18 protein-coding genes are annotated in these 20,706 nt (G+C 44.1%); 1 reads left to right on the top strand and 17 read right to left on the bottom strand.

All coding sequences use genetic code 11. From position 1 onward, the window contains the following. Positions 1 to 152 precede the first annotated feature (152 nt). Positions 153 to 2,093: a molecular chaperone DnaK gene (dnaK, locus tag J5X94_RS09000; RefSeq protein WP_210541019.1), complete on the bottom strand. Its 1,941-nt coding sequence runs from the start codon at positions 2,091 to 2,093 to the stop codon at positions 153 to 155. Between the two features lie 256 nt (positions 2,094 to 2,349). Then, on the bottom strand, positions 2,350 to 2,949 hold the full coding sequence (gene grpE / locus J5X94_RS08995) for a nucleotide exchange factor GrpE (RefSeq protein ID WP_189583952.1): 600 nt from the start codon (positions 2,947 to 2,949) through the stop codon (positions 2,350 to 2,352). 424 nt (positions 2,950 to 3,373) lie between these two features. Here grpE and J5X94_RS08990 point away from each other — a divergent pair, with 424 nt between their 5' ends. Continuing rightward, positions 3,374 to 4,669, top strand: coding sequence for an alpha/beta hydrolase (locus tag J5X94_RS08990; RefSeq protein ID WP_210541018.1), 1,296 nt, complete (start codon positions 3,374 to 3,376; stop codon positions 4,667 to 4,669). Here the strand turns inward: J5X94_RS08990 and J5X94_RS08985 are convergent. The 15 genes from J5X94_RS08985 to fmt form a co-directional block, all read right to left on the bottom strand. Next, entirely contained in the window at positions 4,634 to 5,761 is a 1,128-nt protein-coding gene (locus J5X94_RS08985; RefSeq protein WP_210541017.1) for a metallophosphoesterase, read from the bottom strand. The genes J5X94_RS08990 and J5X94_RS08985 overlap by 36 nt on opposite strands. Positions 5,762 to 5,917: 156 nt before the next feature. After that, the gene (locus J5X94_RS08980) at positions 5,918 to 6,952 is read right to left on the bottom strand and encodes a metallophosphoesterase (RefSeq protein WP_228293214.1); all 1,035 of its coding nucleotides are present in this window, start codon (positions 6,950 to 6,952) and stop codon (positions 5,918 to 5,920) included. A gap of 187 nt (positions 6,953 to 7,139) precedes the next feature. Next, positions 7,140 to 7,601 (bottom strand): thiol-disulfide oxidoreductase DCC family protein, encoded by a 462-nt coding sequence (locus J5X94_RS08975; RefSeq protein ID WP_210541015.1) that lies wholly within the window; start codon positions 7,599 to 7,601, stop codon positions 7,140 to 7,142. Between the two features lies 1 nt (position 7,602). After that, a complete protein-coding gene (locus J5X94_RS08970; RefSeq protein WP_210541014.1) occupies positions 7,603 to 8,472 on the bottom strand; it encodes a fatty acid desaturase family protein in 870 nt (289 codons plus the stop codon). 115 nt (positions 8,473 to 8,587) lie between these two features. Then, complete coding sequence (locus J5X94_RS08965; protein ID WP_210541013.1) at positions 8,588 to 9,046, bottom strand: hypothetical protein; 459 nt, start codon at positions 9,044 to 9,046, stop codon at positions 8,588 to 8,590. Between the two features lie 84 nt (positions 9,047 to 9,130). Continuing rightward, positions 9,131 to 10,096, bottom strand: coding sequence for an epimerase (locus J5X94_RS08960; protein ID WP_210541012.1), 966 nt, complete (start codon positions 10,094 to 10,096; stop codon positions 9,131 to 9,133). Positions 10,097 to 10,119: 23 nt separating this feature from the next. Further along, entirely contained in the window at positions 10,120 to 10,620 is a 501-nt protein-coding gene (locus J5X94_RS08955) for a hypothetical protein (RefSeq protein ID WP_210541011.1), read from the bottom strand. A gap of 117 nt (positions 10,621 to 10,737) precedes the next feature. Further along, a complete protein-coding gene (locus J5X94_RS08950) occupies positions 10,738 to 11,694 on the bottom strand; it encodes a fatty acid desaturase family protein (RefSeq protein ID WP_210541010.1) in 957 nt (318 codons plus the stop codon). A 164-nt stretch (positions 11,695 to 11,858) separates the two neighbouring features. Next, positions 11,859 to 12,377, bottom strand: coding sequence for a GbsR/MarR family transcriptional regulator (locus J5X94_RS08945; RefSeq protein ID WP_010197184.1), 519 nt, complete (start codon positions 12,375 to 12,377; stop codon positions 11,859 to 11,861). A 116-nt stretch (positions 12,378 to 12,493) separates the two neighbouring features. After that, complete coding sequence (locus J5X94_RS08940; protein WP_210541009.1) at positions 12,494 to 13,123, bottom strand: L-threonylcarbamoyladenylate synthase; 630 nt, start codon at positions 13,121 to 13,123, stop codon at positions 12,494 to 12,496. 293 nt (positions 13,124 to 13,416) lie between these two features. Beyond that, positions 13,417 to 14,664: a DNA-processing protein DprA gene (dprA, locus tag J5X94_RS08935; protein WP_210541008.1), complete on the bottom strand. Its 1,248-nt coding sequence runs from the start codon at positions 14,662 to 14,664 to the stop codon at positions 13,417 to 13,419. 48 nt (positions 14,665 to 14,712) lie between these two features. Further along, positions 14,713 to 15,810, bottom strand: a complete 1,098-nt coding sequence (locus J5X94_RS08930) for a LysM peptidoglycan-binding domain-containing protein (RefSeq protein ID WP_228293213.1) — start codon at positions 15,808 to 15,810, stop codon at positions 14,713 to 14,715. A gap of 348 nt (positions 15,811 to 16,158) precedes the next feature. Next, on the bottom strand, positions 16,159 to 17,580 hold the full coding sequence (gene thrC / locus J5X94_RS08925) for a threonine synthase (RefSeq protein WP_189583907.1): 1,422 nt from the start codon (positions 17,578 to 17,580) through the stop codon (positions 16,159 to 16,161). Between the two features lie 45 nt (positions 17,581 to 17,625). After that, positions 17,626 to 19,224 carry a transcription antitermination factor NusB gene (locus J5X94_RS08920; protein WP_210541006.1) on the bottom strand — a complete coding sequence of 533 codons (1,599 nt, stop codon included), beginning with the start codon at positions 19,222 to 19,224 and terminating at the stop codon, positions 17,626 to 17,628. Between the two features lie 66 nt (positions 19,225 to 19,290). Beyond that, positions 19,291 to 20,382: a methionyl-tRNA formyltransferase gene (gene fmt, locus J5X94_RS08915; RefSeq protein WP_210541005.1), complete on the bottom strand. Its 1,092-nt coding sequence runs from the start codon at positions 20,380 to 20,382 to the stop codon at positions 19,291 to 19,293. Positions 20,383 to 20,706: the final 324 nt, after the last annotated feature.

Genomic DNA, 20,706 nt, shown 5'->3' with positions numbered 1-20,706 from the left:
CCCGAAGGATGCGTTTTTTAATTTAACTGCTTATCGATTTGTATCGATTCTACCATTTTCAAAAACTTGAGTAGCAAGGAAAACAAGCGTAAGTACTACATTGAGTAGACTAAGCGAGTTTGACGCAGCTAATCGCGTTTTTGGATTTGGTGCTACTTTTTATCTTCGTCTACTTCAGTAAACTCAGCATCAACCACGTCGTCATCAGCTTGGTTGCCACCAGCAGCATCCGCGCCTTCTTGGAATTGGCTTGGATCCATACCTTCAGCGCCAGCACCTGCATCAGCGTAGATTTTTTGGCTGATTGGTAAGAAAGCATTGTCTAATGCTTCAAGCTTGGCTTTGATGTCATCATGGTCATCTTCTTTAGCCGCTGTTTCAAGCTCAGTGATAGCCGTTTCTACTGTTGATTTTTCTTCGTCAGTCACTTTATCTGCGGCTTCTTTCAGCGCTTTTTGTACGGCATGGATGCGACCATCTGCTTCGTTGCGTACTTGCGCTAGGTTAGCGAATTTCTCATCTTCAGCAGCATTGGCTTCTGCATCACGAACCATTTGTTCAACTTCTTCGTCCGACAAGCCAGAATCCGCTTTGATCTGGATACTTTGTGCTTTACCAGTGCCTTTGTCCGTTGCTGAGATGTTCATGATACCGTCAGCGTTGATGTCAAAAGACACTTCAATTTGTGGTAGACCACGTGGTGCTGGTGGAATGTCCGTCAAATCAAAACGACCAAGCTGTTTGTTTTGGTTAGCGATTTTGCGCTCACCTTGATATACCTGAATGGTTACAGCTGGCTGGTTGTCTTCAGCGGTTGAGAATACCTGTGATTTCTTAGTAGGAATCATGGTGTTTTTCTCGATAACTGGCGTCATGACACCGCCCATCGTTTCGATACCAAGGGTCAATGGCGTCACATCAAGTAGCAATACGTCCGTTTTTTCACCAGATAATACGGCACCTTGAATGGCTGCACCAGCTGCTACTGCTTCGTCAGGGTTCACGTCTTTACGTGGCTCTTGACCGAAGAATTCTTGTACTTTTTGCTGTACCAGTGGCATACGAGTCTGACCACCAACCAAGATAACATCATCGATGTCGCCAATTTTTATGCCAGCATCTTCAAGGGCAATTTTACAAGGGCCCATGGTACGTTGTACTAGCGCTTCCGTTAAGCTCTCTAGTTTTGAGCGGCTGATAGTAACAACCAAATGCTTAGGACCACTGCTATCAGCAGTAATATAAGGCAGGTTCACTTCAGTGCTTTGAGCGCTTGATAGCTCGATTTTCGCTTTTTCTGCTGCTTCTTTTAGACGTTGCATCGCAAGAGAGTCACCTTTTAGGTTAACGTCTTGGTCTTTTTTGAACTCGTCTACTAAGAAGTCAATCAACGCTGAGTCAAAGTCTTCACCACCAAGGAAAGTATCGCCATTGGTTGCTAGTACTTCAAACTGCTGCTCGCCATCAACGTCAGCGATTTCGATGATTGATACGTCAAAAGTACCACCACCCAAGTCATATACAGCAACAGTGCTATCGCCTTGCTTTTTGTCCATGCCATAAGCAAGTGCAGCAGCGGTTGGCTCGTTGATGATACGTTTTACATCAAGACCGGCGATTTTACCCGCATCTTTAGTGGCTTGACGCTGTGAGTCATTGAAGTAAGCAGGTACAGTTACGACTGCTTCAGTCACGCTTTCACCAAGATAATCTTCTGCTGTTTTTTTCATTTTTTTCAAGATTTCAGCAGAAACCTGTGGTGGTGCTAGTTTTTTACCGTTGACTTCTACCCATGCATCGCCATTGTCTGCTTTAGCGATTTTGTAAGGCACCATGCCGATGTCTTTTTGCACGACTTTGTCATCAAAACGACGACCGATCAGACGCTTAATCGCAAACAAGGTGTTGTTTGGGTTCGTTACCGCTTGACGCTTGGCTGACTGACCAACCAAAATTTCGTCGTCTTTATAGGCAACGATCGATGGTGTGGTACGCGTACCTTCAGCATTTTCGATGACTTTAACTTTGTCACCTTCCATTACTGCAACACATGAGTTCGTTGTACCTAAATCAATACCAATTACTTTACCCATAATCAAATGCTCCTAATTTATTTTCAATATAAATACTTATATGTTCAGACCATAGTCGGTCACTTGTTGCTATATATCGGTTTGCTTATTAATTTTTTCAAGTCAAAAGCCACGCAAAAACTGCCTTTTGTGTGACTTTTTGTGAAAACCCTTACTAATAATGAGGTTTAGCACAGTTAAAAACTGATTGTCCACCACTTATATAATAAACCGATGACTTAAAGCGTTACTGCTGCTGACGATATCAGCTCAAATATTATTGACCGACACGAACCATCGCTGGGCGCAACAGACGACCATTCAAGCTATAGCCTTTTTGTAGTACCGTACCGACGGTATCTGCTTCGGCGTCTGGATCAATGCCTACCGCTTCATGAAAGTCAGCGTTGAATTTCTCACCTTGAGGTTCAACGACTTCTACGCCATTTTTGGTTAGTAGTGCTAATAGCGCTTTGTGTGTTAATTGAACGCCTTCAGCGACTGGGTCATTGGCATCAGCGTTTTCCATGGCACGCTCTAAATTATCAACGATGTCCAATAGCTCTTTGGCAAATTTCTGTAGGGCGAATTTTTTGCTTTTATCCGCTTCTTGTTCCATACGTTTTTGCGCGTTATAAGCTTCAGCATTGGCACGGGCGGTACCTTCTTTAGCTTGCTTCACTTCGCCTTCTAGCTCAGCGATACGGGCTTTAAAAGTATCAAGATTGATATCATTTTCGATAGTCATCTCTTCACCTGAGTTATTCTGTGGATCAAACTCTTTCAAGGTTTCTTCTAAAATGCTCTCATCGTGGTCAATATTGTCATGTGACACATTTTGCTCAAGAGATTCTTGGTTCGTATTCTGCTCGCTCATGGTAGCTCCTTAGGATTATTAATATAATGGTTGGTTTTAAGGCACAACAAACCGACCAAGGGCTGATCATTGTGCTTTTATTAATGGCCTAACTGTTTTTGTTCATTCTTTTTTAAATGCGCTTCAATAGCTGCTTGATAAAGGTGATGACCATAAATTTCAAGCCTAATATGAGGAATTTTTCGCTTTAGCCAGATAAATCATTGCAGAGCATAAGGATTATTGTCAATAACGCAATAAATGCTGCGATAAATAACGGGTAGACATGATTATATTTTTGGCATCGAGCCATGCTTAACTTTACCGAGTCAGGCTTTTAAGATAGATCTGAATGTAATATAAACTTTGCGATTAGCTGCTATATTAATCGTTCACTTATAAAGCCGACTAATTTTGTTTAAACATCGATTACAAGAGAGGGTTTATGCCTATTTTACCAGTGCCATCGCTCAATGCTTTATTGACAAAAACGCTTAAGACCGTAAAAAAGACAGCCGCTAAAAATGTGCACCAGCATCATGTTTTGCACCATACGCTAAAAGGGTTGGATAATCTGCCAACGCCACTACTCGAACGTGTTAATCACCAATTAAAAGCGTCTACAGCGGAGCAATATCCCCTTGCTGACGCCCATCTGCGCCTGATACTTGCTGTCAGTAATAAGCTCAAGCGCCCATTGGCACTGGATAAGCTACCCAAACTACGGCAGAAATTTGGTACAGATGCGGTGTCGTTGCAAGCGCCTAGCGTCTGGCAACAAAATGCGGATGCTTCAGGAAATTCAGAGAACACTGTCAGCTGGCAAGATAAGACCATTGCCAATGCTGATGGTGGTGACATGACCGTGCGCTGCTACCAGCAGTCGAAGCAGAATAACGAGGGAAAAAGTACGGATGAAGTCGTCATGTTGTTTTTTCATGGGGGCGGGTTTTGTATCGGTGATATCGATACGCACCATGAGTTTTGTCATACGGTCTGTGCCCAAACTGGCTGGGCAGTCGTGAGTGTCGACTATCGCATGGCTCCTGAGTATCCAGCGCCAACGGCTCTTAAAGATTGTCTAGCAGCGTATGCTTGGCTGACTGAACATTCTCAGTCACTTGGTGCATTGCCATCGCGCATCGTATTGTCTGGTGATAGTGCAGGTGGTTGCTTAGCAGCACTGGTGGCGCAGCAGGTTATCAAGCCTATCGATGCATTATGGCAAGATAATAATCAAGCTACTGAGACTGATAAAAAAGCCAATGACACCTTTAAAAAATTACTGGCTGACTTGCCGCGACCTTTAGCGCAATTGCCGCTATACCCTGTCACTGATTATGAGGCTGAATATCCAAGTTGGGAGCTTTATGGTGAAGGCTTGCTGCTCGATCACAACGATGCAAATGTCTTTAATACTGCCTACACTCAGCACAGTGGTCTAATGCAGTCCCATCCTCTTATCTCAGTCATGCATGGTGACAACACACACCTGTGTCCCAGCTATGTCGTCGTTGCGGAATTAGATATCTTGCGAGATGAAGGACTTGCTTATGTCGAGCTTTTGCAAAAAGAAGGCGTTAAGGTAGAAACCTATACAGTGCTAGGCGCACCGCACGGTTTTATTAACTTGATGAGTGTCCATCAAGGTCTTGGCAATCAGACAAGCTATATTATCAAGTCGTTTGCTTGTTTTGTGCAAAACCTACTGACCAGTGAGGGTGATGAGCCAAATCTCTGAGCGCGAGCCTAGTCGAAACGGAATGCCCCAAAAGCCGTAACCAGATGACACCACAAAGTGACTGTCATTGATGACCTCATAGCCATAGCCCAAGCGGTTGATGGCACTGACAATGAAGTTGGCGGGGAATATCTGACCGTTATGGGTATGCCCAGAGAGCTGCAAATCAATCGGCATTTGGCTGTGCTCGGCAATATCACTTGGTCTGTGGTCTAATAATATCAGTGGCTCAGCGCTATTAACCTGTGCCAATAGATCAGTCGTCGGGACGCGCTGACGCTTATGATTGTCGAAGCGTCCCATCAACCAAAGTGCTTGCCCTTGGTGCGTGAGGCGTATGACTTCGTCATTTAACAACTGCACGCCAGCACCACGCAACGCTTGGACAATCGGCTGCTCGTGCCCGTATAAATCATGATTGCCTAAAGTTGCATAGACCCCATACGGTAGGCTTTTGCATAACTCAGCCAAGTTTTCTGCCATTTTATATTTGGTAAATGCCTGTGTATTGTCATCCATGATATCGCCCGGCATCAGCAATATGTCTGCTTTATGCTGCACAATCAGACGATGCAGTCTATCTATTGCACCAATGCCAAACAATCTCCCGATATGCAAATCGCTAGCGACCGCAATACGTAGCGGCTTAGCCAAAGGCTTATCAATATCAATAGATAACTCACGTACCACAGGCGCATAAGCGCTATATAGGGCATAAACAAACAATCCGATAAATACTGCCAATGCTAATATGCGCAACCCAAAATCGACGGTAGCCGGTGTAGCGAGTACGTCACCAGTTAGCGATGTGATTAACCAATATCCACCATAAGATAGGCTGGTAACTAAAGCCGTCAATAGCATAAAGTGCATGGCCAACATCCAACCACTGATCCAGCGATAGCTATTGGCAAATGCTCTATTGACACTGAGTAGCAGCAAACCGTTGGTAATAATGAATATGATAACCCATACCGAAGTTTGCAAACCTGCTGTCTGCCAAGGCTGTAACCACCATTGCACGCTTAGAGCTGCGCCGACACTAAACAGCTGCAATAGCACAAAAATGGTAATGAAAAATGCGTAGCGCATAAAGAATCCCTGAGTATGATGGCGTCAATGCAGTATGTTTTTAGCTAACCAGACAAGCAAAGTAGCTATTAGCCAGCCTAACAGCAAATAAAAGCCTCTACCATTTAGATATGGTAGAGGCTTTATCATTAGGGTAACACTGTTTATTTAAATGGCTCATACACCAGACTGCAACGTAATTATCCAAATCTCAGAACGCGTACCCAGTCTAAAAGGTACTGGGCCGATGCCATAACCAGAGGTCACCAAAAACTGCGTATCGGCTATTTTTTTGCTGCCATAGTTTAGCGGTGTCAACCAATCCATCAATATTGTTAACGGGAATATCTGCCCGCCATGGGTATGCCCAGACAGATGCAAATCGACTGGCAGGGCGCTGACCTCGTCCATCGCGCTAGGACGATGTTCTAAAAATATCACCAGTTTGTCTGTCTGTACTTGCGTCAATAACTCCTCGGCTGACAGTCTAGTACGATCAATATCATCTGAGCGCCCCACCAGCCATACCGAGTCATTTAATAACACACTCTCATTATCAAGCGCTTTGATGCCAGCCTTTTCCACCGCCTGTGTGATCTGCTGGTCATAACCGAAATAATCGTGATTGCCTAAAGTTGCATAGACGCCAAGCGGTGCCTTTAGCTTTGATAGCTGCTCATGCATATTCGTATTATCGTAAGCAACGGTGTTGTCATTCATAATGTCACCAGCGATAACCACGACATCAGGATGTTGCGCATCGATAAGGTTTACCATTTTCTTTATCTGTCGATTGCCAAACCATCTACCCAGATGCGTATCAGAGACAAGCGCGATATCCATTGGCTTATCCAGTGGCTTATCTATAGTGACTGTTAGACGGTGTACAACGGGCGAGTAAGCATTAAATACCGCTAAGCTAACAATGGCTATATAAGTCGTAATGGCAAAGGCGCGCAAGAGTATTGGACGAGATTTTCGCTTGATGACCTGATAAACGAGTAGCGCTACCGCAGCCGTCATCACACCAGCATAAAGCATAAAACCTTGTAAAATACTAACGACCAGATAGACATGAAAGCGCTCACCCCAAAACTCAGTCAAACCATAAATGAGAGCCACATTATTAATAATAAAGACAGCAGCTATCAGCGCAGCTTTTGCAGCATTAGTTTTTGGCTTTACAAACCAGCAGAGAAGAACGCTGGTCATAACAGCTAGCAACTGAGTGAAAATGATAAAGAACCACATAGTAAGATCTAATCAGATGAAGAGGATGCTATCTTACGTTAAAAGCTGAATGCTCTGAACATAGCCTCCTTTTTTCCACGAAAACTTCATATGCTTTACGTCTAGAGTGCTGTTGCTACAAAACCAAATGGTTGCCAGTAAAAATACTTTAACGTTTGTCTGGTGCTATTTTACAGATCTCATTTTCACAAGCTTGCATCAGCGCTTTGCCATAGACCAACTTGGTCACCCAGTTCGGAATTCTATAGCGATTGCGCGCGACATAGGGATAAGCTAAGTCACCCAGTTGTTTGACCACTGGCAAAAACAACAACGGTGACCATTTAACGCCGCCCGTCCTGTAGAGCAGTCGCACGGCATCCATATGCGTATACCAATTGCCGTAGCTGTCTTTCATACACATATACGTCATCGCGTCCTCACGGCTGAATCCTGCGACGGCCAACTCATTAAGCCCTTCTTCCACAGGAACTAAGCGTATCTTCTCGGGCTGACGTTTTTTCATATTATGCGCCTCGGTGCTGCATATCACGCACGCATCATCGTAGTACATGGTAATGGACAAATTTGCTTGCTCTCTATAACTGTTGATATGGTTTTGGATAATCATGTTATGACTCCTTTCTGAGTGATACCTCAGCATCGAGGCTATTCGTTTTATTAATCACGCTAGGTTTTTGGTATTTATTGACTGGTGCTAAAAAAGGAATGACTGGTTGCTGCGTCCACTGTGGAGCGGTAGCATCTAAACGCTTAGCCAGTGCCGGTAAATGATTGGTCGGCACCGCTGGAAACAGATGATGCTCGATGTGATAAAGCAAGTTAAAGGTCAGTAAATTAATCAGCGGATTGCGCTCACTGCGGGCATATACCACCTCATCACAGCCATGATGCACGCTCCATACGGCAAAGAACCCCACCATCGTATTGGCTAATATCATCACCAACACGTGATACATCAATACGGGATGCATCGTGATAAAAGCGGTGGCAATCACTGCGAAAATAAGCAGCATATCGAAGCCAACGAGTATGCGATTGCGGCGGCTACCATGCGTCAAACCAAACCACTGAATCATAATCGAAAAAATACCACCGCCTAATATCGCCTGATACCACGGCAGGCGTGCCCAATTACCCTCGACATCACTGTCTCCAAGCGGATCTCTATGATGATTGAGATGAGTATGCCGAATGGCATGCGTACTACAGAGCATCGTGATACTCAGCATAAATAGCATGAGCTCTGTGGCGACTTTACTCACACCTAAAGTGCGGTGATAGCAATCATGGGCTTGTCTAAGTGCGGCAGTAAAAAAGAAAAACGTCGCAGCCAGCGCAAGTAGCCAAAACCCCTGCCACGCGCTCCACCATGACAATAATAAAAATGGTAACGATAAAAAGATATTGTAAACGGTCTCAGTAGGCTTGAGCTGACGCAAATCTTGCCATTCAATATTGGCTAATGAAGGATGACGCATGATGTTCTCCTTACTTAGTGATAAGCAGTAGCTGTCTTGCTGGCGCGACCACTTGATTTAACTACATAGTTTTATTTATTTTATTTCTGTCAAAAGTGAAATATGTGGATAAATTTTATTTGTGGTTAGGTAATATGAACCATCCTGTGATGATAGCGCTGACACCGCCATTACAGCAAAATAAAATATCACTTGTTATAGAAGAGTTTACAGAGCCATCCCCTATCATGAACCACACTACGAATAAAAACGTGCTCATAAAACCTATTATAAATAAGGGAAGCACCTTCGCTACTGAATCAAAATATATTTCGAATTTAGAAACGATATAACCTGTTAATAACGCTGGTAGTAAACCTCCGAAAAAACCTACTAGGATAAATGCTGGAGCCATTTTGACGAAGAGTAGTGAATCTCGGAGCGGAATGCCAATATCTATCGACATTCCTATCGCTATATATAGAAAGAGGATTAAACCTCCTACCACCCCACCTGATAATGGATATTGTACTATCACCTTCCATTTAGGGTAGCTAAATACAGTAATTGTAGCGTTGCTATCAACTTTACTCATAAGAACCTCTCTTTAGGTTTCACATGAAACAAAGCACCCTACAATGAAGAATCACGTTTCACATGAAACAACCTTCATGATTATTTACGACTTCTGCTCTTCTAAAGCTTGTTTAAGTGTCGGATGCTGGAACTCATAACCTGCGCTTTGTAATGCTTGCGGCAAGACCTTTTGTCCATCTATGAGTAGCGTCGACATTTCACCAAACATCAGCTTAAGTAAGAAATTTGGCAAAGTAAAAAATGTCGGACGGTGTAACCATGACCCCAGTGTTTTGGTGAAAGTATGATTATTTACAGGATTGGGTGCCGTTAGGTTATACACGACCGCTGTCGTATCATTTGTAGTCTGTAGGGTATTTTCATGCGTGGTTTGACGGCTCGCATGACTGTCAAGGTGCTGCTCAATGATAAATATCGCTGCCCCTATCCAGTCCTCACGGCTGACCCAACTCATGATTTGCTGACCATCACCCAATTGTCCACCGACGCCCATCTTAAACGGGGTTAATAGTTTACCGAGCATACCGCCATCAGGATGGATAACCACCCCAGTACGCACGATAGCCACGGGCACGCTATATTCGGTTGCTGTCAATGCTAGCTGCTCCCATTCATCACATAATAGATGAGCAAAATCGGTTTCAAAACCACTGCTTTCGGTAAGAGGCTTGTCACCTTGTGTGCCATACCAACCAATCGCTGAACCGCTGACCATTAGCTTGGGCTTAATACTGGTGCGCTTAATAAATGCCAATAGAGATTCGGTAGGTTTAATACGGCTGGCGAGCAATTGCTCTTTGCGCGCATCACTCCAACGTGAGTCAGCAATACCTGCCCCTGCTAGGTTTAAAATAACCTCAAAGCTTTTATCCGAACTCGCCAACTCATCATAAGTCATCATATTGATATCATTCGGATGTGCTTGGCTGCTATCACGCGTCAGCCAAGTAATATGCAGCGCTTTATCTTGGGCACGGTAACGCGCCATAATCTCATCGCTAAAGGCACTGCCTAAAAATCCAGAGCCACCACTGATTAAAATATTCATGTCCTGTTCCTTATATTTTTCGCTTATCGTTTAGTAAAACTTAATCCGTTATAGTCATCGTCTTCTTTTTTAACCTTTATATCAAAACGACTTTTACATGCTTTTGGTAAAGCAATGCAGCCAGCGATGGCTGAATTGATAGCGCCAAATAGTCCTATACCAATCATAAAGGCCAGTAGCACGCCAACCTCTATCAATGAGTTTATGCCTAAATATAGGATGATTGCACCCATATAACCTGCTGATGTTACGAACCCAACTAAAAATGTCGTTCGTAGACTCTTATGATCACCGCGCCATATCTGTTGAGTAGCGACAATAATGCCTGTTAATAAAGCAGGAATAAAACCAAGCAGACCGACATATAGCAATGGCTGATAGCTAATCTGCGCAAAATCCGCATTCCTAAAAATAAACAATAAACCCAGTTCTGCAATCAACCCACCAACTATGCTGCCAAGCCCTGCAAACAAAATAATCACTGATAGGTAAGGGTAAGCACCTACATTATTATTCGTTTTCATGATATTTATCCTATTAACATTCGTCGTTAATTGAGTATAAATACGGCGTTGGCAAAGCCAATGAAACTACTGTGGATAATTGGTGGATAAGTATCTTGATTTTATTTAGCCTACTTATTAGGCAAAACGCTTACGAATAGGACACTCACTATCATTATTATTATTTTGAGATTTATTCTTTAATTTGTTCCAACGATGATTAATAAAATCTATGACGTTAGCCACACTCGGTAACACATGTGCTTTGGTCAGGTGTGGCGCAGCCGTATCCAAACGCTTGGCAAGTTCAGGTAAATGGTTTGATGGGACGGCAGGAAACAGATGATGCTCTACGTGATATAACAGGTTAAAAGTTAGGAAATTGACCACTGAATTACGCTCAGTGCGAGCGATCGTCTCATCACAATCGTGGTGCACGCCCCACACAGCAATGATGCCAACGCTGGCATTGGCCAACATCATGGTCAGTATGTGGTACATCAATACTTGCGCTAACATGGTCAGAGCAGGAACAGCGACAGTAAATACGGTCAGTACGAGGGCAACCAAGACGACTAAAGCAATCAAGCCAAATTCTAGCCAAGCCAAGCTTTGATTGCGACGGCTGCTTAGACGCAGTCCTTGACGATAAATATCGAGCCGATAAGTTATCCCGCTGAGCAGTGCTTGCCACCATGACACTTTTGCTAGACTGCCTTCAATGTCACTGTCGCCCAGCGGATCACGATGATGCGCCATGTGAGTGGCGCGAATGCTGTGTAAGCTGGTCATCAGTAGCACGCTAAGCAATAGTAATATCGCGGTGGTCGTACGCTTACCTGTCCCTAAACTATGATGATAGCCATCGTGTGCTTGGCGAAATGCAGCAGCAAAAAATAAGTAAGAAGCCCCGCATGCCAAGACATACCAAGATTGGCTGGCAAACCACCAAGACAACAACAAAAATGGATAAGGCAAAATAACGTTATAAGCGATTTGACCGCGCGTTAACTGGCGCAAGTCTTGCCACTCGACTGCAGCGATAGCCTTTTTAATGGCTTGCTCTTTATTAGCGTGTGTTTGATTGACTGTCATTTTACACATCCATTTGTCGTTGCTGTTTCTTATTGCTGCTACTTTTACTGAAGCTCGTGTCACTTAAACTTAGCTGGCCTTTATGTCCATTACATATATTTCTGTCAAAACAGAAATCATATCTCAAATTTTTTATTTTAGATCGTACAGCTTACAGCTTACTATTAACGCAAAACCTTTTTAATACTGGCGCCAAGTTTGAGGACTTTTTTGAGGATGCTTGTGGGCAGCTTAAGCATCTCAGATGACCAAGTGGTTAGGGTACTAACGAATTCTTGGGTATCACGGATGCGTGACTTTACCTCATTATTTTCATGTTCAAATTCAGGGCTGTCCATAAGTTCTTGTAAAAACTGTACTGTTGGCTCAAGCTCACGCTTCTGACGCTCAACGACAATAATACGTGCCAACTCCCAAACATCGGTATTGGTCGTAAAGTGGTCACGACGGTCACCCAATATCGAAATCTTTTGTACCAAGCCCCAATGCTGCAACTCTTTAATACTGTTTGAAACGTTAGAGCGCGCGACGCCAAGTGTGTCAGTGATTTCTTCAGCATTTAGTGGCTTGCCAATGATAAATAATAACGCATGTATCTGTGACATGGTGCGATTAACGCCCCACTGCGAGCCCATCTCACCCCAATGTAAGATAAATTTTTCGGTCACAGGATTTAGTTTCATAAGAGCCATTCACTTAGTTTTTTATACGATTAGATTAACTTATCTTGCGCTATTCTTTTATTTCTGTCAATAGTGAAATAGATATAAATATCAACCTTTAAATAACTGTAATTTGTCTAGCGAACAATTAATCCTGTCGTTGCATCACGAATTTGACTAGGCAATGTATAACCTAGAGTGTCAGCCTGCAAGTAGCTGATTTGCTCGCCAAAATACCCATATGCATCAGTGAAAGTCATAGCAGGCAGTTGCCCTGATGGATTACAACTTGTAGAAACCAATAGCCCAAAGGGGTTTTGAACGTCGACCAATTGTTGGCACAATTGACGAACCATAGGATGGGCAATAACTCTAACTGCCACTGTTTGATGCTGCCCGGTTATCCAAGAAGGTATCACCGTCGTTAAAGCCTGCGGAATAGGTAACAACCAAGTATGCGCTTGCTTGCATTGCAGCTCTATATTGTCACTATCTGCCTGCCAACTCTTGATAATTTGTTGGCGCTGACCGTCTTCTAAAGGCTCTAGTAAAGGCATTAAACGCTCGGCACTGTCAGTAACGACAATCATGCCTTTGGCTTGTGGACGCTGTTTGATATTTAAAATGCGCTGAACGGCTATCTCGTCGTAAGCATCACAACCGATACCCCAAACGCTTTCGGTGGGATACGCAAGTAGCTGCCCTTCTTTTAGCCACGTAGCAGCTTGAGCGACAGAATCAGTAGTAAAGGATGCGGATTTTTTCATGGCTTGAAGGCTTCGAAAAGGTGGAAGTTTAAGCATTAATAATAACATAGGAGAGAAGCTGATTAAGTGAGCCAAATTCAAATATAGTCAAGATATCCTAAAAACGCGACGGTATTGCTGATATCAATTTTTGTCACCTCTGTCTGCGTAGGCACAGCAAGCAAGAAAAACTGATATCAGCAGTGCGTGATGGTTCGATATTACTTTTCACTGACTATATTTATAAAATTGTACCGTATTCAATCACTTAAAATTAATAAGTAGAAAAACGTAAAAGTAGAGAAAGTACGACTTTAAACGCGTAAATAACGCCCACCTTGCACGCTGATAACACCCAGTAACTCAAGCTCCATTAACTGCCCAATCAGCTGCGGTGGCGTAAGCTTGGTACTGACCAACAGCGCGTCTAAATCTTGTCCATGCCAGTCAAGCTGCTCATAGACCAGCGTTAAATGCTCTGGGACGACGATAGCGCTTTTAGGGGATTTGATGTTAGACGGTGTCAATTGGCTCGTCGCTGGCACAGAAGCTGTCTCTGGGGCATGAGAAGGTTGATGACTATCCGATAGCTTATGATTGGCACTGGCCGTCTGTTGTGCTGGTCGATAGCTATTATTGTCATAATCCAGCTGACCATTTACGTCCTCGATTACTTGCTGCGGATGATAAATCAACGTCGCGCCTTCACGTATCAAATGGTGACAACCTTCAGCATTGCTATTGTCAATATGACTGGGAATCGCAAAAACTTGCTTGCCTTGCTCCGAGGTTAGGCGCGCGGTAATCAGTGAGCCGCTTTGAATCGTGGCTTCCGTCACTATGGTCGCCAAGCTTAAACCCGCCACCAAACGATTCCGGCGTGGAAAAGTATGTTTATGCGGCTGCGTGTGTGGTAACAGCTCGCTGATAATACAGCCACCTTGATCGATGATTTGAGTAAATAACTTATCATGATGATTGGGATAATTGACATCAATCCCTGTACCCATGACTCCAATCGTTCGACCTTGATATTCAGTATCTGTCTGAGCCAGCGCACCTAAATGCGCACGCTTATCTACCCCCATGGCAAGACCACTGGTGATGATATAACCAGCTTGCGCCAAATACTGTGCCATATCGAAAGTGATTTTTTGGGCATGGGCGGTGGGTTTTCGACTGCCGACGACAGCGATTTGTGCTTGATGCAGGCGTGCATGATTACCACGATAAAACAATAATGGCGGTGGGTCATAGATTTGTAAGAGTTGGGCAGGATAATCAGGCTGATCAGAAAATAGCAGACCGTAGCGTCCCTCGTTGAGCGCTTGCTGAATTTTATCGATACTGGCTTGCGTGTGCTCTGGCTGTTCATGGCGGGCAAGATGCGTATGGTGAATACCCAACTGACGCCATGCTTCTGCTTTGGCTTGCCAAGCAAGCTCCGCCGTACCAAAAGAGGTAATAAGTTTATGATAAGCCGATAATGACGCATTCACCTCGGTCCACAGCGCCAATATTGCACGCTGCTCGTCGGGTAATACTGGAGAAACTGCCGTCATAATGGTCTGACTCGCATTTACGGATTCAACTGACTTAAGAAGTCTGGTTTATAGATAAGGGGGAGGTAATAATTGATCACCCACATTGAGCGGTAGCTCAGAATCAAGCACATAAGCGTAGCTGATATGGTCAAAAGTATTGAACACCATCACCATACCGCTCTGCTCACTTGGCAAGCGTACAGAGGCATCATTATCTTTGGTATCTCGTACCAACGCCCCTTTTTGATAGACAGTCAACACATCGCCGGGTTTGGCACCCTCTGCGCTGCCCAAATTAATCGCGACCACACTGCCCTTCGCCGCTGAACTGATTGAGTCCATGACACGGACAATCATACCGCCGCGGCTAACCGTTGCAGGCGTTGGGTAAAATACGGGCGGGATAGAGTTGTTTAACTCAACAAAAACCCGATCACCTTCACGGACTTCTTTGCCGTAGCTGTCGGTAAGTTGCAAACTGGTAACGCCATTGGTTTCTGTAGACGTAACCAATCCAGTCGCGACTTGTGTGACTTCAAGTCCGATGACTTGCTGAGTCTTTGGCTCGACATACATCTCACCTTCACGGTAGATACCATAACGCTGACCAACGATAAGCGGCACGCCTTTGGCATAGACTTTATCACCACTTGCCGTGATTAAGTTGCCTTTTTTAGATGCTAATATATAAGGTGTGGTATTAAAATCTGCTGGATTAACGATGATGGTTTTATCTAGCCAATGCTGGATAGCAGACCATGGAATAGGTGGAATGCTATTCGCCGTCGACGTGACTGTGACCGAGGTGGCAACTGCCGTACCGGTCAATTGTTTTTCAATCCCAGCACAGCCCTCACCCGTATCGACACCAATCAAAGTCTTACCTTGAATCACACATAAGATAAGAATGTCGTTAGGATAAATAAGATTGGGGTTTTTGATTTGCTTATTGGTCGCCCAAATTTCTTTCCAGCGCCATGGACTGTCTAGATAGCGTCCTGAGATGTCCCACAATGTATCGCCTTTTTTGACCGTATAGCGATTGGGCGCATCCGCTTTAATAGTTGGTGCTGGATTGTTAGCGTGGGCAGCATTCATTAGCATCGTACTACTAAATGTCGTGATCAACAGGGCTTTTGCTATCGTTTTTAAGCTCATCTTCATTGTTATATCCACAATATGTACCGCTGTTGTCGCCACAATTAATACTATTTAGACCCTTGATTTAATCTTAATCCTTGAGCATTACTAAAATCAATGACAAGCAATTAAGAGCATAAAAGAGCTTAACAGTACAGTTATCATAACGCCTATAGGGCAGCTGTTCAGTGTAATTGGCTGGTGTGATTGCTAAAAAAGCGTCTAGCAAAATGATGAGTCGCCGACGCTGTTTCCAATATTACAATTATATCTACCATAACACAATCATAAACACTTTATTACAATGGCGTAACTTTTATGTGGACGCTTGTTTAATGGTTAAACAAAGCTAATAACAAGTCCAGCTTTGATTTAGGCTGGATTTGGCCTGACATGCTGACGAATTTGCTCAGCGACTTGCTCAGCGTCATTATCTAGCACGACCACATGCTGCGACAAACTCTCCAAGCCTTCAGTATGCGCTGGGCGAGCAATGTCTATCTGACCAATGGCCTCAACGATAGTATCTGCAAACTTAACAGGTAGCGCCGTCTCTGCACAAACAATGATTTCGCCCTTTTTCTGCAACTCTTTGGCGACCTTGATACCATCAGCGGTATGCGGATCAACCAATTCACCATGCTGCTCATAAAGCGCTTTAATGGTTTGCAGGCGGTCGTTATGGGTAGACTTGCCAGCCGCAAAACCGTAACGGCTGTTGACCGCATCCATCAAATCAGATAAATCAAAACCTTGACCAGATTTCACCCCTTCAAACAACTCATGAACGCGCGCGCTGTCTTTCTCTAATAGCAGATAAACAAAACGCTCAAAGTTGGACGCTTTGGAGATATCCATGGATGGGCTTGAGGTGATATAGGTTTTTTCAGTCGGACGCGGCTGATAAGCGCCTTGGTTAAAGAAGTCATTTAGCACATCGTTTTCATTGGTAGCGACAATCAAACGATCAATTGGCAGTCCCATTTCACGAGCGATGTGACCGGCACAGATATTACCGAAGTTACCTGACGGTACGCTAAAGCTGACTTTTTCGTCGTTATTGGCAGTCACGGCAAAATAGGCTTTAAAGTAATAAACGATTTGCGCAAGGATACGACCCCAGTTGATAGAGTTTACCGTGCCTAGGTTATAAGCCGCTTTGAACTCAGCATCTTGCTGCAATGCCTTGACGATATCTTGGCAATCATCAAACATACCCTCGATAGCGATATTATGGATATTATCGTCAGTCAAGCTATACATTTGCGCGCGCTGGAATTCGCTCATTTTGCCATGCGGTGACAGCATAAAGACTTCAATATTTTCTTTACCACGTAGCGCATATTCTGCCGCACTACCCGTGTCACCACTGGTTGCGCCGATGATAGTAATACGCGCATCTTTTTTCTTAAGCACGTATTCAAAGGCATTGCCCAAAAACTGCATGGCCACATCTTTAAATGCCAATGTCGGACCGTTTGATAATCCTAGAATATATAAGTTATCTTCAAGCTTACGGACAGGAACAATCTCTTCACTACCAAATACTTCCGCGGTATAAGTACGCTCAATGAGGTCTTGCAAATCAGCCACAGGAATATCTGTCGCAAAACGCTGCATAATCGCCATCGCAAGCTGTGGGTAGCTAAGCGTGCGCCATTCATCAAGTACAGCGCTATCGATGTTTGGATAATGCTCAGGCAACATCAAACCACCATCTGGGGCAAGACCCATCAAAAGCACATCACTAAAATCCATTGGTGCTGTCTGACCACGGGTACTGATATATTTCATTAGATTGTCCTGTCTATAATGAGGTTATTCAATATTTAAAACGGTTTATTCAGCAGTTTTATGAAGCAAGGCGTAATAAAACCCATCACCGCTTGCGCTATCAATCGGCAAGCATTGACGACCAATCGCTTGTTCGATACCCCAGCTGCAATCTTCGGTAAACTCAATCGCTACTGCATCATTATGATGCGTGATAAAGTCCTGCATTTGCTCGACGTTCTCTTGCTTTAAGATAGAACATGTCACATACAGCAGATAACCACCAGCTTTGAGTTGTGGCCATAGATTGTGCAAAATATCTGCTTGCAACAGTGCCGTTTGCTCGATGTCTTCTTCGGTACGCAAAATACTGATATCAGGATGACGGCGAATTACGCCAGTCGCGGTACAAGGAGAATCCAATAATATCGCATCAAAGACGGGTTCATTTGTCGCCGCTTTTTTATTTTTTCCATGCTGCCATCTGGTTGCATCTGCACAGACAATGTTCAATGCGATGCTGTTATCTGCTTGCTGCAAATCATGCTGACTTAAATTTAAGCGTTGTAAATTCTCGCGAATACGCTCGATACGTGGTGCTTCATTATCGATAGCCGTTACCTTGATATTAGCTGTCTCAGGTGACGTTTCAGCATTATCTTGTTTCACGTGAAACAATGATGATTCGTTCTTAGAACTTATAAGTTCTAACCAGTGAGCCAGCTTGCCACCAGGTGCCGCGCAAGCATCTAGAATGTGTAGCTCATTATTGTTACTTTCATCACTGTCGCTGTCAGTATCGTTAGCACTGTTATTTTCAGCGCTAAGCTTAGCCATCAATGCTTTATTAATAATCGGTGCAGCAAGTTGCGCATGCATGTCTTGTACGCTAGCAACCCCTAAAGCAAACTCAGGCAAAGCGTTAACGGCAGTGCTTTGATGTAGCCGGAGACCTTTGGTTGATAGCGTTGTAGGAGTGGCAGACTCTGACGAATTCGCTACCTTAAAACCAGTCGTTAGCTCAACGATGTCTGCATCAATTTCTGCCCCATCGAGTGCTTGCTGATAGTCCTCTACCGAAGTAACCGCCGAATTTACTCGTAAAAACATCGGTGCTGGTTGGCGCAAGCCTTGGGTCAGCTCATCATACTGCTCGCTCCAATCTTGCTTAAGCTGATAAGCGAGCCAATTCGGTAGACTATGCTTTTTATCACACTTCTTACGGAATTTGCTTGGATTCTTGGCGACTTTGCGCAAAATAGCATTCACCAAACCAGTTGAATGAGCGAACTCAATCTCTTTGGCAGCTTCAACGGTTTCATGAATCGCGGCATGGTCAGCCACCTCTAAATACAGCAACTGCACTAAGCCTACTTGAATGGTGGTGCGCACCTCAACTTCATCAATAGGGTTGTCTGCTAAAGTATCAAGCAAACGCGCCAGCGCATGCCATTGACGCAATGTCGTGAGCAATAGCGCATGGGCGAAGCCTTTGTCACCATCATGCAAACTATTCAATAATGGATCAAGGACGCTTGAGAGCGACTGACCGTTTTGAATAGCGAGCAAAGTACGAATCACGCGCACGCGCACACTGCCATTCATGATAAGGTTGCTTGACGGTTTGAGCTTATTGTTTCTTGGCGCAGTGCTGGTTTGTCTCATTAAATTTTATTTCCTTGACGTATGGTCGATAGCGTCTTGTGCAAGTAGGTTGAATATAAGTAAAAGCTATTTTGATTCTGTCATAAATTGATCGCCATCATTTAGCTGATTGCCGTGGCAAATTTGCTCAGCGGTCATCGGCTTACCACCGGCAAACTGTAAGTGAGTTATGGCTAAAGTAGTGGCTGATGATTCAGCTTCGCTCTCTTTGCCACAAGCGACTAAAATCGCTTTGCGTCCGATACTGATAACAGTACCAACAGGCTCATTGGTTTGCTGAGATGCATTCACAGGCAAGCTGGCCAATACTTTGACGCGTTGCCCTGCCAAGAAAGTATAAGCACCCGGCCATGGGGTCAGTCCACGAATTTTTCGTTCAATCTCAGTAGCGGATTGCGTCCAGTCGATTTCGCCTTCAGTTTTGACCAGCTTTTCAGCATAGTTGGCTTGGCTGTCATCCTGAGATACAGCCTGTTTTTGGTAATGTACCAAGTCTTGTAACACAGTACTAATGGCCGTCGAACCAAGCTCAGCCATCTTATCATGCAAACTGGCGGCCGTATCAGTAGGCTCAATACTAGCGCTGACTTTATAAAGCATGTCACCTGTATCAAGTCCTTTGTCCATCTGCATAATAGTAATGCCTGTCTCATCATCTCCGGCCAATAGTGCACGGTGGATAGGAGCAGCACCGCGCCAGCGTGGTAATAATGAAGCGTGAATATTTAGGCAACCATAAGTAGGCGTGTCCAATACACCAATAGGCAATATCAAGCCATAAGCGGCGACAATCATCACGTCTGGCTGATAAGTACGCAAGGTCTGCCGCGCCGCCATGCCTTCAGTACTAGATTTTTTAAAGGTGAGCGGTTGCTCTACAGCGATATCATTGGCTAATGCCACTTGCTTGACAGCAGAAGCTGAGAGTTTTTGTCCGCGACCTGCTTTGCGATCAGGCTGGGTGTACACCGCGACAATCTCTATATTCAGGGATTCTTGTTGGCGAATCAAAGCCTCTAGGCTAATCGCTGCAAACTCAGGCGTCCCCGCAAATACTATCCTTAAAGGGCTAGTACCCTGCTGAGCACCAAGAATGGGATTTTGCTGAGGTTTAGTAGAATCCATAGACAGATCAGAGGCGGAAGCAATTGTGTTCATAGTCATGCATTATAATATATGATTGATGTGCCCATTATAGGTGAGTTTACGACGTTGTGCCATGATTGTAATAGTGTCAATCCAGCGTTACTAATAAGGCCATTTATCTTTATAATAGCAATAAAGCCCATCACGATCTCTTTTTAACACCCTTTTATGAATAGGTTTATATATAGGAAGTCTTTGTATTTGTACTACGGGAACTTATTATTGACACGTAGTGAATTTTCTATTCAATGATCTCTCGTTTGTCACTAGTAACACTAGGGCGTGTCATCATTTATAGTGAGTCAAGCGACTTATTAATTGAGCTAAGCGACTTAT

Source organism: Psychrobacter sp. K31L, from assembly GCF_017942195.1.
In the GTDB taxonomy this organism is placed as follows: domain Bacteria; phylum Pseudomonadota; class Gammaproteobacteria; order Pseudomonadales; family Moraxellaceae; genus Psychrobacter; species Psychrobacter glaciei.
The sequence above is the reverse complement of the archived record's forward strand: the minus strand, read 5'-3'. Positions and strand labels throughout refer to the sequence as shown.